Origin of the sequence: Nostoc sp. DedQUE08 (genome assembly GCF_034530895.1) — a bacterium.
Lineage (GTDB): Bacteria > Cyanobacteriota > Cyanobacteriia > Cyanobacteriales > Nostocaceae > Nostoc.
The window spans coordinates 24,470-39,911 of record NZ_JAVRCD010000021.1 but is presented as its reverse complement, the minus strand read 5'-3'; the positions used below and the strand labels follow the sequence as shown (position 1 = coordinate 39,911).

Below are 15,442 nucleotides of genomic sequence, written 5' to 3'. Positions count from 1 at the left end.
CCCTCAATAACCTAAAATTTACAGGAATTGAGGGGATTATTTCTTCTAATATAGGGAATTAGGTTTGAAAAACGTTGTAATGGTAGTACTATCTTTGCGTAGGCATAGGCAATCCAGACAATGTACATAATGAACTGTACCTACGCACCGAACAAAAAATATCTGAGTACAAATAAAATAGAAGGCTGGGATGATACAACCCCAAAGTCAAAATAGTATCACCTACACACGCGTTATCCACCTAAGTCATGTAATTGACATAGATATTCCCCAATGGTCTGGAGATCCCACAGTAGAATTTGAGACTGTGGCTGAACTAAATAATGATGGTTATTACTTGCGGCGTTTCTCCTTGGGGGAACATAGCGCTACCCATATCAACGCCCCTAATAGTTTTCATAGTTCTGCTGTGGGAATTGACCAATATCCAGCCCAGTCTTTGGTTGTACCTGCGGTAGTTATAAACGTTTGCCAAGCTACAGCAGTTAATCCTGATTATGCCCTGACTGTTGCTGATGTTTTGGCTTGGGAAGCAGAATATGGTGAAATTTCTGCTGGCTGCGTAGTTATATTGAATACTGGTTGGCAAAAAAAGTGGTTGGATAAAAGTGCATTCCTCAATCATGATGCTCAAGGGATTCCCCACTTTCCCGGATTTGGCAGCGATGCAACTCAATTTTTACTTGATGAACGGCAAATAGTTGGGGTAGGAATTGATACTCATGGTGTAGACCCCGGACAGGATAACAGTTTTGCGATTAACCGCTTGGTATTGGAAAAACCGCGCATTGTGTTGGAAAATCTCACAAATTTGGATCAACTGCCACCTAAAGGTACTACTCTAGCGATCGCACCTCTAAGATTACGTGGTGGTTCTGGTTCGCCTGTGGGCGTGTTAGCCTTCGTGCCTTAAGGCAAAGAATTCAGAACTCAGGAGTCGGAATTCAGAATTGATACTTAATAATAATGATATACAGGGCAATGCAATGGTGTAACTCCTTCAGAAAATGCTGCCCAGGCTAAAAGAATTGCATTGTATAGGACTCATATCTGATTTCTGAACAAGATTTCAGATAAAACCCTAGATAAAACGGGCTTTTCAGTCTCAGTATATTTTCAGAAATCAAATCGGAGTCCTATAGATGCTAACTTAGAATGAGATTCTTGTTGAAGATAAGGCTTTCAGCCGCCGATACTGGGTAACTCCTTGCGCGGTAATCGCTTTAAGAGATTGCTTTAGAATATATTTTCAGCTAAATTAGTACGAATAGTTCTGTAAGAAGCAGTGATTTTTATCGCATTTTGAGGTGTGTATGTAATGAATGCTGAAGAGTTTCTCAGACGTTATGAATCAGGAGAACGAGATTTTTCTAAAGTCGTTTTGAAAGGTCTTCAGCTAAATCACCTTGATTTGAGTGACATCAATCTCAATCAAGCTTGGCTTGAATCCACTTGTTTGATGGGAACCAATTTAAGCGATGCAAACATAAGCGGTGCTAATCTGAGGTTTTGCTACTTAGGTTCTGCCAATTTAACTAATGCTAATTTAAGTAACTCACAAATAGAGGCAACTAACTTTAACGAAAGTAATTTAACCAATGCTGATTTAACCAAAACGTTTCTTTGTGACTCTAGTCTAATTAGGACAAATTTTACGTCAGCGACAATAGAGGAATGTAACTTAGCAGGTTCGTTCTGTCGCCAAACAATTTTCACAAATGCTAATTGGGATTGGAATTACACTGACGTAATTTTTCATGAAGCCATATTACCTAATGGAGATATTGAGAGTTATAACTATCACCCTAGCGAGGCTGTCGAGTCATTACAAAAACGCTATGATTCAGGAGAAAGAATTTTCACGTTTGAGTCTGGGGGTTTAGATTTGACAGGAATCAGATTGAGCGGTAGTATTCTGCATTTGTGGCTTACAGAATCTGAATTGCGTTATGCTGACTTGAGAAACTGCAATTTTGAAAGTTCAAGAATTCAAACATCTTTTTTTGATTTTGCCGACCTGAGTGGTGCTGTTTTTAAGGAGGCAGGTTTAGCTGAAAATTCCCTCATTGCCGTTAATTTAAGTGATGCAAGTTTTGAAGGAGCATATATGAAAGATGATGACCACAGGTGTTGTTTTGATGGTGCAATCTTTTGTAAAACTATCATGCCAGACGGAAGTAATCGAAATAATGGATGTTAACAGTTTAGGTTAAAAATGCAGCTAGCTGAATGAATGCAATGCAGCGGATGCTAACAGAGGTTATTTGAAAAGTGGTTAGCTGTGATTTTAGGCACTTATCGATCCCCCTTTTTTTATGGGAGCCACTGCGTTGGGCATCTCTGCCGACTTAAAGCAAGTGGTGTGGAGGATTTAGGGAATCTAGAACGTTTTGCTATTGAGAAGAGGACGTTTGAAAAGTCCTCTCAATCTGTAAAGCCGCGCTGCCTTGCCTTTGTGTAAGATAAAAACCTGACTCATGAATTCTGACTTGACGATAACCTAGAAAGCAAGCAAACTTAATACACAAGTTTCAGTGGATCATCAGCCGGAGATTTTCAAGATGACAACTCCGCTATCTTGCCGCAATTATATAGATGGCCAATGGTTGAGTGCTGTAGGGGAAGCAACCCTAGAAAGTCGCAACCCTGCCGACAAAACCGAAGTCGTTGCCACATTTCCCCGTTCTCAAGTTCAGGATGTAGATAAAGCAGTAGCCGCCGCCCGTAAAGCCTACCGTAGTTGGCGCACAGTCCCAGCCCCAGCGAGGGCAGAATACATCTTTCGTGTTGGAGAAATATTACTCCAGCATAAAGAAGAACTTGCCCAGTTAATCAGTCGGGAAATGGGTAAACCCTTGACGGAAGCTAGGGGAGATGTCCAAGAAGGTATTGACTGCGCCTTTTACAGTGCTGGCGAAGGGCGGCGACTATTTGGGCAAACCACACCCTCGGAAATGTCCAATAAATTTGCCATGACTGTGCGGATGCCCATCGGAGTCTGTGCCTTAATTACTCCCTGGAATTTCCCGGTGGCAATTCCTTGCTGGAAAGCTATGCCAGCCTTGGTGTGTGGCAATACAGTTATTCTCAAACCTGCTGAAGATACTTCCGCCTGTGCAACTAAATTGATTGAAATTTTTCAACAAGCAGGTTTACCACCAGGAGTAATTAACTTGGTTCATGGTGTGGGAGAGGAGGCGGGGAAAGCTTTAGTTGAGCATCCCAATGTAGATTTGGTATCGTTTACTGGTTCCTCAGAAACGGGTGCTTTTGTCGGCGCGACTTGTGGACGCACTCACAAGCGTGTTTGTTTGGAAATGGGTGGTAAAAACGCTCAAGTGGTAATGGAAGATGCAGATTTAGAACTTGCTCTTGATGGGGCAGTGTGGGGAGCATTTGGGACAACTGGGCAACGCTGTACGGCTACCAGTCGCTTGATTTTGCATCGTGATATCAAAGAAAAATTTACTGCGATGCTCTATGAGCGTACCAGTAAGTTACGCTTGGGTGCTGGCAATGACTCTGATACAGATATTGGGCCGATAATCAATGAAAAGCAACTCAAACAGGTGAGCAAGTATTTGGATATCGCTCGTGAAGAAGGAGCAAAGATTTTAATTGGTGGGGAAATCGCTCGTGAAGGCTCATTGAAAAACGGTTACTTCTTTCAACCAACTATTTTGGATGATGTAACTCCTGATATGCGCGTCGCTCGTGAAGAGATATTTGGGCCAGTGGTGGCATTAATTGAGGTTAGCTGCTTTGAGGATGCGATCGCAATTCTCAACGATAGCAATTATGGTCTTTCTTCTTCAGTTTACACCCGCGATATCAATCGGGCTTTTACTGCCATGCGCGACATTGAAGCAGGTATCACTTATATTAACGGCCCGACTATTGGCGCAGAGGTACACTTACCCTTTGGTGGTGTGAAACAAACCGGTAACGGACACCGCGAAGCGGGAACTACTGCATTGGATGTTTTCACAGAATGGAAAAGTGTTTATGTTGACTTCTCTGGAAGTTTGCAACGCGCTCAAATAGATAATCGCAGTTAATTATCTACAAATACACTTGGGCTAAGCTCGACTTTATCCAAAATTAAGAACTTGCTTATCTTGATACGGCAAAAACCCTAGCTTTTTGGCAAAAACTTTTTCCATGTCACTGATTATCGGTTAAATCTAAAAAGTAAAACTACCGTCCCACAAAGGTTTCAGTGTCAGGTTTTGGGTTTCGTAAAAATGGATAAAGTCGAGCTAAGAGGATGTTTGAAAAGTCCTGTTGTTGGTAGCAAAAAGTTTTAGATCCCCCTAAATCCCCCGATGAATTGGGGGACTTTAAGAAGTTTTCCCCCCTTTTTAAGGGGGGCTAGGGGGGATCAATAAGTTTTCTCCAACAAAACGTTCAACACCTAAACTCAAAAACCCATCGGGGACTATAGCAGGTTGTAATGGTGTATAGTAAATTCCCATGTTGATACCGAAAAACCAGTCATCACGGGTTTGCCAAATCGAGGCTAAGATGGCTAACAATAAATTAGGAATTAATATTTGTAGTTCGTTATCTACAGGGGTATCATCAGAATCTCGTAATTCCGCCGATGAAGGTAGGCAGTCTAAGGGATTGTAATTATACATACAGCACTTTTCGATTCATTAACCAAATCAAATAATCTGCTTTAATACAAGATAGCTACTATTTCGCATACCTGCTATGTCCGCCGACTACCTGACACCAGAACAACGTGCATTCATATCCCGATGTCGAGAAAAATGGCAACACATTGGACTATCTACCGAACCCATCAACCAACAACAGGCTACGGATGCAGTTCGAGCAATATATACTGCACTCGAACTCACTGAACCTGAAATAATTATCGTTGATAGCCCTAACGCTGGGTTCGAGTACATCTGGAATTTGCTCAAAGTTGATTCTCAGACAATTCTGGGTGATGCTATAGATAGTTCCCACTGGAGTAAAATCTACAGTAAGTTGCAATCATATTTGCTCGTGCGATTACCCGTTGATTTACAAACAAATTTACATTCTTTGTTTGACAATCATCCAGTAAATGAATATGCCAAATTACTCCAAGAACAGTTAGAAATACAATGGGGAGATGTTTTGGAGGAACATTTTGATAAACGCAATAGCCAGTTGATTAAAAATATATTCTCTTCTTGTCGCAAACCGGAAACTTTAATTGCAGGATGCAGTTATTTTGACTTTTGTATTCAGAGTTTCAACTACCAGCAATTTGAAAACCAACTATTCATTTTAGAAGATTTTGTTAAAAATTGCGGCTGGACTTTCTTCTTTCAAAATATCGCGATTATTTCCAACCATTGCACCACAATTAATATTGATAGCAACAATCATCTCCACGGTGAAAATACACCTGCCGTAGCCTTTACAGATGGGTATAGCCTGAATGCACATCACGGTAAAATAACCCTACAACGCAAGCGTAAACTCGATGATATCGCTTGGGTAAAGTTATTTGAGAAAATGAACGCAGTTGAAATTGACTCTTGGGAAGAATACAAGTTGTTACGTGTCGTTGAAGGAATTAATGTCCGGCCTAAGCAGTTCCTTAAAGTAACAAATCCGCGTACGGGAGAAGTGCGAGTTTTTGGAGTGTCTATGCGGTTCACATCTGCTATTGAGGCGGCACGCTGGGTTAATCAACGCAAAACTTAGGAATCATGAGTGAGAATAAGCTATTTCATAATTATTTCTTGTTCGACAAAGTTGTTCAACAAACTCAGAAAAATTTAAATTAAAGCTGATGCCAATACTGTGTTTGATTACCATTTCCCAAACACTGGCAATACTTAAGCAATTATCATTATTTTCAATTTGGTTTCGCAAGTTATTACTAATTCTTGGGTGCTTTCAGCCGCGCTAGTAGCGACTGTCAAATTTCAGAGTCAAGCGTTGGCGTAGCTCGCCGCAGGCATCGCTGTTTGATGCCATCTTTTCAGAGTAGATGCAGAGTTCTCGGAAGTGACTACAGGGTTGACGGGAGTGACTTCAGGGTTGACGAAAGTCACTACAGAGTTGACGGGAGTGACTTCAGGGTTGACAAAAGTCACTACAGAGTTGACGGGAGTGACTACAGGGTTGACGGGAGTGACTACAGGGTTGACGAAAGTCATTACAGAGTTGACGGGAGTGACTACAGGGTTGATGGGAGTGACTTCAGGGTTGATGGGAGTGACTTCAGGGTTGGTTTTTGTTTGGTGCGATCGCCTAATTATAAAACTCATTGTCAGCAAAGTAATCTCTGAGTCAAGCGATCGCTCTTGAACACCATTTTTCCAAACTAGATGCAGGATTGGTCTTTGTTTGGTGCGATCGCTTAATTATAAAAACTCATTGCCAGCAAAGCAATCTCTGAGTCAAGCGATCGCTCTTTGATGCCATTTTTTCAGATTAGCTGTGCGATCGCTTAATTATAAAAACTCATTGCCAGTAAAGCAATCTCTGAGCGTTACGTTGGCTAGCAAATACCGCAGGCATCGCTCTTTGATACCATTTTTTCAGATTAGATGCTGATACCAATTCTCTGTGAAGATGGACTTTATTTTTAAAACGAACCGCCAAGAACGCTAAGAAGAGAGATTAAATTATTTAGTGCAAGTTTATAGAGAATTGGTATGAGTTCCCAGAACTAACTTCACGATTCTTGGAAGTTATTTCAGGGTTCACGGAAGTTACTTCAGGGTGCGTCGAATGACTGGTAGTTTATATTCCGGCAAGTCCCTAGCTGGTTTTAATGGTAAACCAAGCTTGGCACGAAAATCGCCATCGTATTTTGCATACTCCCAATGTATAGCAGACTTAACTTGCTCAGGAGTTAGGTTTCTGACACCGTTAAGGTTAGCCCCCCAGAGGTCGGTATTTGTGAGGTCGGCATTTGTGAGGTTAGCATTCGTGAGGTCGGCATTCGTGAGGTCGGCATATCTGAGGTAGGCATTTGTGAGGTTAGTATTTGTGAGGTTAGTATTTGTGAGGTCGGCACTACTAAGGTAAGTGCGGTTAAGATCGGCAAAGCTAAGATTGGCATCTTTGAGCTTGACATTCGTGAAGTCGGCATTACTAAGATTGGCATTGATGAGCTTGGCACTTTCGAGGTTGGTATTAAAGTAGAAAGCTCTGCGGTTGGCATAGCTGAGGTTGGCACTATTGAGGTTGGCATTGATAAGGTTGGTATAACTGAGGTTGGCATTGATAAGGTTGGCATTGCTAAGGTTGGCATCGATAAGGTTGGCATAGCTAAGGTTTGCATTGATAAGGTTGGCATAGGTGAGGTTGGCATTGTTGAGGTTGGCATTGTTGAAGTTGGCATTGTTGAAGTTGGCATAGCGAAGAATGGTATCACTGAAATCTTTGTTAGCTAGACTTTCACCAGCTTTTACCAGCTTTTCGAGTGCTTGAATTCTTGCGTCACTGAACTTTTTTCCCTTAGCAGCATCAACTATCTGCCAAGATTCACTGATCGTAATCTTTCTTTCAACTGCAATGCTTAAAACTACTGACACACTCAGGGGAATAATTAAGAAAAAACCAATAGACTTAAAGCGATTATTACGTCTTTCTGTATCACTTGCTTGAATAAACTTTTCAGCCTGTTCAGATAATCTCAAGCTCTCAATTTGTTCTTTCTGAAAACCCTTCGCCTCTGTCAAACGTTTCCCTTGAAGTAGATAATCTTTCACCTTTCCCCTATCTCGCCATTCAATAGCTGCCGCTTCAATTTTCCGCTTTTGTCGCAGTATGTCTCGACTTTCCTCAATCCATTTGCGTAATAGCAACCAATGGCGAATCAGTGCTTCATGTGCCACATCTACCACAGCAATTTGATTAGATAGGGTACTGGTGACAACTAGCTTCTCATCAGCTAACCGTTGAATTACCTTATTAATCAAAACTTCTGGATGCTGTAAAGTCACTAAATCGTGTTGCAAAACCTGTCTACGCGTATCTTCTGTTCCTTCTCCTAACTGCGTCAATTCTAAAAAAACCCGCTTTGTTGCTTGCTGTTCTTCAAGTGATAATGACTCATAAACTTCTGTAGCGCGTGTTTGCAGAGTTCTTCTGACTCCACCTAGTTTGCTATAGGTAGTCAGGGTTAACCGTTCTTTAGTTCTTTGCTGCCATAGTTCTGTGAGCGTGTACTGTAATAATGGTAAACTCCCCGGTGAATCTTCTACATCTGCAATCATTTGAGAAATTAATTCCGGTTCTACTGCTAAGTTCACCTGTTGAGCAGGTTTGATAATTGCTGTTTCTAATTCTTCCCGATTCATCGGTGTTACTGTTACTAAATGCTCTTGAATTTTCTTAGCTAGTCCGCCATACTCTTGTTCCAGACATTTGCCCAAGAAATCAGCCCGCATTGTAATTATTAGGCAGAGTTTATTATCATCTCGTTGCAAAGCACCTAACACACATTCAAAAAACTGCTGTCGTTTTGTAATGTCTTGACATTGAGTAAAAGCTTCCTCAAACTGGTCTACCACTAACACTACGCGCTGAGTTTGTGCAGCAGTAATCAACTGTCCTAAACCAACTGCACCTCTAGCAATTAATTCTTCTACTTTTGCTAACTGTGAGGCGCGTTCAATATCTGATAATTCTGATTCTACAAATGCCAATGCTAAATTTTGTAAGGGGTTAATCCCTGGTCGAAATATTTTCAACTGCCAAGTATCACTACCTGATAACCTACGTCCTAACTTTAATTGATAAAGTAAACCTGCTCTGACAACACTAGATTTACCACTTCCTGATGCTCCCAACACAGCGAGGAAATTACCCGATCGCACTTTTTCTAATAATTCATCTGTTAACGCTGTTCTGCCATAAAATAAGTTGGCATCTGCTTCTGTGCAATCAAAATATGACAACCCTTTGTAAGGACAAATAGCTGATATCTGTACCGTGAAATTAACAACAAAGAAATTCCATTTGCGGGTGAGATTAATTGCTTCACCAGAGTTAGCAAAAATGGGACGTTGGGGAAAGGGATGATATTGTTGATTGAGCAAGTCTACTAAAGTGTAGTTACTCACCCAACGGTCTTGTTTTGGTTCCAAACCTTGAAGCAGTGCAGCAGTGAGAACGCTGTGTTGACTGTTAATCTCTTCAAAAGCTACTTCAAAATCACGAGAAGCCGCAATAAAACACCTGTCTCTACCTTTACCGCGATCGCCTGGATCTGCCTCTGCAAAATTTAGCACCTCTCCGCTATAGCAGCAATCCAAAATCACAATTTGTTGTCTAACTTCACTTTCTTGCAGCAGTCGCCGCAGCCATTGTAGAGATAATCCCCAATTACCCGCATCGGGGTTGACTTCACTTGTCGCTAAAAAGCCTTCCTGAATTCCTAGATTTTTCCGCAATCCATGACCAGAAAAATACAGCAGCGCTGTGTCTGGCGGCTTACCATCTGGCTTAAACAATTGGACGATCGCTTTTTCTAACTGAGTTAAACTAACTTTAGTTTGCTTACCAATGCGAATCGTCTCATTTTCCTTATCTTTGACTGCTGGGAGCCGCGTTACCCGAAATTCCCCATATTGTTGTAAGATTTGAGCGATCGCTTCAGCATCGGCAGCTGGTGCGTTGAGACATTTTAAGCGGTCATACGTATTAATTCCCACCACCAAAGCGTCTCGACTCATCCTGCAAAGCCCTATGATAGTTGTGCCGAATTATTTCCAGCTTCTACAAGAAATTTACCGCATTTTCCGTAAAATTTTGTAGATAAGCACTGCTGGACTACCCTACACGCAATTCTTTTAGGCGAGATTTATCCCATGACTCAACTCACACCTATTCAATTAGAAGATGGCACGATTATTTACATTGAGGCTACAGATAATATAGATGCTCCGCCAGTGATTACCGAATCCCCGGAGGGAGAAGAAGCGCTAATTGATAAGGGATGGGATGCTGATGCTGCACAAAAACAGATAGTGCAAAATTTCCAAGCAATTGAAGGTACAATTCGGGCTTACACTGTTTATTCACTCAATGCTTTTAAGAAAATCCCTGTTGCTAATATTGATAAAGTTACTCTTGAATTTGGCATCAAAGTTGGCGGTGAAGCAGGTATACCTTACGTAACTAAAGGCACGGCTGAAAGCAATCTGAAGGTAACGGTAGAGTGTTCATTTCCTGACCAATCGGAAAAGAAAACTCAGCAATCATGAGTGAGAGTATTGACGCAGCCAAAATTTCGATTATTATTCCGGCTATTAATGAAGCGGGGAATATTAAAAAAGCCATTGCTACTACTCAAGCCAATTTAAATATAGAAGTCATTGTAGTCGATGGTGGCTCTAGTGATGATACTGTAGCGATCGCTCAGTCTTTAAATGTCAAAGTTATCTCATCATCTCCCGGTCGTGCTGTGCAAATGAACGCGGGTGCTTTAGCGGCTAGCGGTGAAATTCTGTTATTTCTCCATGCAGATACCCGTTTGCCAACTGGGTTTGATGAGATGATTCGCACAGCGCTACAACAACTTGGGATTGTAGCTGGTGCTTTTAAATTGCGGATTGATGCCTCACTTTTAAGTTTACGATGGGTAGAGTGGGGAGTAAATGTGCGATCGCATTTTTATCAAATGCCCTATGGCGACCAAGCAATTTTTTTAACCAAGGAAGTATTTCAAAAAATAGGCAGTTTTCCCGAATTGCCTATCATGGAAGACTTTGAACTCATGCGTCGTCTAAAACGTATTGGACGCATTGTAATTATTCCCACACCAGTTGTTACCTCAGCGCGTAGATGGTTGCAAAAAGGAGTATTAAAAACTACGCTACTTAATCAAATAGTAATTACTGCTTATTTGCTCGGCGTTTCACCTGAGCGAATTTGTAGCTGGTATCGCCGAGAAAAATTTAAGAGGCTTTAAGCTGTTTCTCATGTAGGTGCTATATCTTAGGGGCATTAGACCTCTTGCATAAATCAAAAATAAGAAAGAACCCCACCCCGCCAAAGCTACACTTTGTCTCCCCTCCCCGCTTGCGGGGAGGGGTTGGGGGTGGGGTGTTAGAGACTTTTGCAAGAGGTCTATTGGATTTGAGGTGTAAATTTTAAAGTTGAGCCTCAAAAGGTCAACGTTGAGCCTCAGAAGGTCAACATTGAGCCTCAGAAGGTCAACATCGAGCCTCAGAAGGTCAACATTGAGCCTCAGAAGGTCAACATTGAGCCTCAGAAGGTCAACATTGAGCCTCAAAAGGTCAACATCGAGCCTCAGAGGGTGAAACTTATAAAAATGAACAAGCGTTTATTAAATTCCAAACTCAAACTGCTACTCCTAAGTTGCCTCATTGTCACTCTAATAATTGCCGCTAAACAGTTCAACTTTCAGGGACTTTTACAGACTTTAATCATTTGGGTTCACAGCCTTGGTGCTTTTGGGCCTATTGCCTACATACTCATTTACAACTTAGCAACATTACTATTTATACCGGGTTCCCTCTTAACCCTCAAAGGTGGTTGTCTGTTTGGTGTATTTTGGGGATCGATATATGTGCTAATTGCTGCGACAATTGGAGCAACCTTAGCTTTTCTCATTGGACGCTACCTCTCACGAGATTGGGTTTCTCGACAAATGGACAAACATCCTAAATTTAAAGCGATTGATTTAGCAGTTGCTAAAGAAGGATGGAAAATTGTTTTGCTAACTCGTCTTTCACCTATATTTCCCTTCAATTTATTAAATTATGCTTTTGGGATAACACAGGTTTCTCTCAAAGACTATATATTAGGTTCCTTCGGTATTATTCCCGGTACTGTGATGTACGTTTATATTGGTTCTTTAGCTGGTAATCTTGCCATGATTAACACCTCTAATCAACCAATTACTCCAGAAACTCAAGTCTGGCAATGGATAATGCGAGTAGTTGGGTTGATTGCTACCGTTGCTGTAACTGTATATATCACAAAAGTTGCTCAGAAAGCATTAGCTCAAAGTGTGGCAGAAGAAATCACAACCCATGAAAAAACTAACAATCATTCAGATATTTAAAGCCTCTCTGCGAGACGCTACGCGAACGACTCCGCTCGGCTTTAACACTGAGCGACTTGCCTTGAGCGAAGTCGAAAGGAGCCGAAGTGTTAAAAGTATTAATACCAGAAACTTCCAGAAGTTTTTTCGCTTCAGTATATTAATATTACTAATATTGGCAAGTAGTTTCTCATTAAACACAGACCCAGCTTTAGCACAAGAATCGGTAACTTTAAATTCTTTCAATCCCCAAGCAATTTTACGCCAAGCCTTGCAGTGGATTGAAAGCCTGGGCGCAGTAGGAGCCATAGCTTTTATTGTCCTTTATATTATCGCTACTGTTGCTTTTTTCCCAGGTTCTATTCTCACCTTGGGAGCTGGTGTAATTTTTGGTGCAGTTTGGGGTTCTCTTTACGTGTTTGTCGGTGCAACCCTTGGCGCTACTGCTGCTTTTCTCGTCGGACGTTATTTAGCAAGGAGTTGGGTTGCTGGTAAAATCGCAGATAACAAAAAATTTGCCGCCATTGACCAAGCGGTAGGTAGAGAAGGATTAAAAATTGTCCTGTTAACGCGACTATCCCCGATATTTCCTTTCAATTTATTAAACTATGCCTTTGGCATCACAGGAGTTTCACTTAAAGATTACTTTATCGGCTCTCTAGGGATGATTCCTGGAACCATTATGTATGTTTATATTGGTTCCCTTGCAGGTAATCTTGCCATGATTGGCACTGAGGCTCAACCTACCAACCCGACTTTACAATGGGCAATTCGCATCTTGGGTTTGATTGCTACAGTAGCTGTGACAGTTTATGTCACCCGGATTGCGCGCAAAGCTTTAGAAGAAAAATTATAAAGGTGGACAGATGCCCTCGTTATCTTTGGTAATCTTCGTATATTACAAAATAAATTGCGGAAAATGGGATAACAACTGAACAAAGGAAAGTGATATGACAACTGAAAATAGTAAACCAAATGATGAAGTCCAAATTCGCACGATAATCGAGGAGCGCGTCAAAGCATTACCCAACAAGGACATCAACGCGCTTTTGTCCAATCACGCGCCGGATATTCTGTCTTTCGATGTCATCAATCCACTGCAATATATCGGAGTAGATACGGTTAGAGAACGCGTCCAGAAGTGGGTTTCTTCATTTCAAGGCTCAATCGGCTATGAGATTCTAGACCTGAGCATCACGACGGGCGAAACAGTGGCTTTCTGCCATTACCTCTATCGTGTGAGCGGAACACTGACAGACGGAGGGAAAGTCGAAATGTGGGTGCGGGCGACTGTTTGCTTGCGTGAGATTGACGGCAAGTGGATGATTGTGCATGAGCATCAATCAGTGCCTTTCGACCCGGAGACAGGCAAAGCGTCGCTTAATCTCAAGCCGTAGGACTTCGTGAATCATAAGCTACGCCTAACAAGTCGTTGTACTCAAGCGCGAAACAGGGGCTTTTTTATCACATTGTCCGTTAATTTTTATCGGGCTTGGTTGCGGTTTTGCACTGCGTCAATTCAATCGTTCGGCGGTTACTGCCTGAATTGGATGCGCCGACAAATAATTAATTTTGTTCAAAGTCCAATTATTAAACAAGCATAAAAAATAAAAGACTGAACCGCCTAAATTTATCAGGATTCTTAATTTTTAATTTTGAATTCCTATAAAAGGCAGTTGAATTTAGTATTATTTTCAATTCTTAAAAAAGGTTTTGCTAATGACCAATTCAGATTTAGAGAGAGTTACTGTTCGCCCAACGGATGAGTATAACCAAAAGTTGGTGTCTTACGTTCATCCGCCAAATTGGGTTAATCCTCAACCCGCCGATGTTTACGACTTGGTAGTTATTGGTGCTGGTACGGCGGGATTAGTCGTGGCGGCGGGTGCTGCGGGTCTAGATTTGGGTTTAAAGGTGGCGTTAATTGAAAAGCATCTCATGGGTGGAGATTGCTTAAATGTTGGTTGCGTACCATCTAAAACTATTATTCGCTCTGCCCGCGTCGTTGGCGAAATCTGGGATGCTAAAGACTTGGGAGTTAATATTCCTCAACATAATATTGATGTTGATTTTCCCAAAGTTATGGCTAGGATGCGGAAGATAAGGGCTGATATTAGCCCTAACGACTCGGCAGAGCGTTTTCAAAAGTTGGGTGTTGATGTCTTTTTGGGTAGCGGTCGATTTGCAAGTAAAAATACCGTGGAAGTTGGCGATAAAACCCTCAAGTTTAAAAAAGCTGTGATTGCAACTGGCGCAAGACCTGCACAACTGCCGATTCCAGGAATTGAACAGGCGGGTTATTTAACCAATGAAACGGTTTTTTCTCTAATTCAACGACCGGAACGTTTGGCGGTGATTGGTGGCGGGCCCATTGGTTGCGAATTAGCGCAAGCTTTCCGGCGTTTGGGTTGTGAGGTGGTGCTTTTCCATAGCGGTTCTCATCTCCTAAATAAAGAAGACCCTGAAGCCGCTAAAATTCTCCAAAAGGTTTTGATTAACGAAGGAATTCGCGTAGTACTCGATTCCAAACTGGAAGAAGTGGTAACTGTCACCGAAGGAAAACGCCTTTACTTTTCCTCTAACGGTCATCGAGATTCGGTGACAGTCGATGAAATTTTAGTCGGCGCGGGGCGATCGCCAAATGTCGAAAATCTAAATTTAGAAGCTGTGGGTGTAGAATATGACAAGCACCAAGGCGTGAAGGTAAATGATTACCTGCAAACGACCAATCCCAAAGTTTATGCAGCTGGCGATATCTGCATGAACTGGAAGTTTACCCATGCTGCTGATGCTGCGGCGCGGATTGTAATTAAAAATACCCTGTTTTCTCCCTTTGGCATAGGACGCTCGAAACTCAGTAGTTTAGTGATGCCTTGGGTAACTTATACTGACCCAGAAATTGCTCACGTAGGATTGTACGAACACGAGGCGGAAAAATTGGGTATTGAAGTGACAACGATTGAGATTCCTTTTAATAGTGTAGACCGAGCGATCGCAGATGGTGAAGAGTTAGGATTTCTCAAAATTCACCATAAAAAGGGGTCTGATGAAATTATCGGTGCAACTATTGTCGCCAGTCACGCGGGTGAGATGATATCAGAAGTGACTACGGCAATGGTGAATAAGATTGGCTTGAGCAAGTTAAGCAGTGTAATTCATCCTTATCCCACTCAAGCCGAAGCAATTAAAAAAGCAGCTGATGCTTATCGTCGAACGCTCCTGACATCAAATACCAAAAAATTGTTGGGATTTGTGACAAAGTTATCTTAAGCAAAATCAGCGAACGGTCAGATAACTGTTCGCTGATAACTGATAACTTTTATATCATCTCTAAACCAACGTGAGTTCGATGAACCTCTCCCACGGGGAAAGGGAAAAGCAACGAGAAATTAGGGTTTTCGCTCCCCTCTC

At 41.8% G+C, this 15,442-nt stretch carries 12 protein-coding genes and 1 pseudogene; 10 read left to right on the top strand and 3 right to left on the bottom strand.

The window, feature by feature from the left end; all coding sequences use genetic code 11:
• The first annotated feature begins 190 nt into the window (after positions 1-190).
• The 3 genes from RMY64_RS16015 (at position 191) to RMY64_RS16005 (ending at position 4,058) form a co-directional block, all read left to right on the top strand.
• Positions 191-913: a cyclase family protein gene (locus RMY64_RS16015; protein ID WP_322700595.1), complete on the top strand. Its 723-nt coding sequence runs from the start codon at positions 191-193 to the stop codon at positions 911-913.
• Between the two features lie 405 nt (positions 914-1,318).
• Complete coding sequence (locus RMY64_RS16010) at positions 1,319-2,200, top strand: pentapeptide repeat-containing protein (protein ID WP_322700594.1); 882 nt, start codon at positions 1,319-1,321, stop codon at positions 2,198-2,200.
• Positions 2,201-2,561: 361 nt separating this feature from the next.
• Positions 2,562-4,058 (top strand): aldehyde dehydrogenase family protein, encoded by a 1,497-nt coding sequence (locus tag RMY64_RS16005; RefSeq protein WP_322700593.1) that lies wholly within the window; start codon positions 2,562-2,564, stop codon positions 4,056-4,058.
• 330 nt (positions 4,059-4,388) lie between these two features.
• Here RMY64_RS16005 and RMY64_RS16000 read toward each other — a convergent pair.
• Positions 4,389-4,640, bottom strand: a pseudogene (locus RMY64_RS16000) (Uma2 family endonuclease); the annotation flags it as partial.
• 76 nt (positions 4,641-4,716) lie between these two features.
• Between RMY64_RS16000 and RMY64_RS15995 the strand changes: the two are divergent.
• Positions 4,717-5,706 carry a DUF6745 domain-containing protein gene (locus RMY64_RS15995; protein WP_322674061.1) on the top strand — a complete coding sequence of 330 codons (990 nt, stop codon included), beginning with the start codon at positions 4,717-4,719 and terminating at the stop codon, positions 5,704-5,706.
• 230 nt (positions 5,707-5,936) lie between these two features.
• On the opposite strand, the gene RMY64_RS15990 is transcribed toward RMY64_RS15995, so the two are convergent.
• Positions 5,937-6,275, bottom strand: coding sequence for a hypothetical protein (locus tag RMY64_RS15990; protein ID WP_322674062.1), 339 nt, complete (start codon positions 6,273-6,275; stop codon positions 5,937-5,939).
• 447 nt (positions 6,276-6,722) lie between these two features.
• Positions 6,723-9,695: a pentapeptide repeat-containing protein gene (locus RMY64_RS15985; protein WP_322700592.1), complete on the bottom strand. Its 2,973-nt coding sequence runs from the start codon at positions 9,693-9,695 to the stop codon at positions 6,723-6,725.
• A 135-nt stretch (positions 9,696-9,830) separates the two neighbouring features.
• Between RMY64_RS15985 and RMY64_RS15980 the strand changes: the two genes are divergently transcribed.
• The 6 genes from RMY64_RS15980 (at position 9,831) to RMY64_RS15955 (ending at position 15,301) form a co-directional block, all read left to right on the top strand.
• Positions 9,831-10,226 carry a CU044_2847 family protein gene (locus RMY64_RS15980; RefSeq protein ID WP_322674064.1) on the top strand — a complete coding sequence of 132 codons (396 nt, stop codon included), beginning with the start codon at positions 9,831-9,833 and terminating at the stop codon, positions 10,224-10,226.
• Positions 10,223-10,933: a TIGR04283 family arsenosugar biosynthesis glycosyltransferase gene (locus RMY64_RS15975; RefSeq protein WP_322700591.1), complete on the top strand. Its 711-nt coding sequence runs from the start codon at positions 10,223-10,225 to the stop codon at positions 10,931-10,933. The genes RMY64_RS15980 and RMY64_RS15975 overlap by 4 nt, the downstream gene beginning before the upstream one ends.
• Positions 10,934-11,296: 363 nt before the next feature.
• Complete coding sequence (locus tag RMY64_RS15970; protein ID WP_322700590.1) at positions 11,297-12,052, top strand: TVP38/TMEM64 family protein; 756 nt, start codon at positions 11,297-11,299, stop codon at positions 12,050-12,052.
• A complete protein-coding gene (locus RMY64_RS15965) occupies positions 12,021-12,887 on the top strand; it encodes a TVP38/TMEM64 family protein (protein ID WP_322700589.1) in 867 nt (288 codons plus the stop codon). The genes RMY64_RS15970 and RMY64_RS15965 overlap by 32 nt, the downstream gene beginning before the upstream one ends.
• Positions 12,888-12,981: 94 nt before the next feature.
• Complete coding sequence (locus RMY64_RS15960; protein ID WP_322700588.1) at positions 12,982-13,428, top strand: YybH family protein; 447 nt, start codon at positions 12,982-12,984, stop codon at positions 13,426-13,428.
• A 322-nt stretch (positions 13,429-13,750) separates the two neighbouring features.
• On the top strand, positions 13,751-15,301 hold the full coding sequence (locus RMY64_RS15955) for a mercuric reductase (RefSeq protein WP_322700587.1): 1,551 nt from the start codon (positions 13,751-13,753) through the stop codon (positions 15,299-15,301).
• Positions 15,302-15,442: the final 141 nt, after the last annotated feature.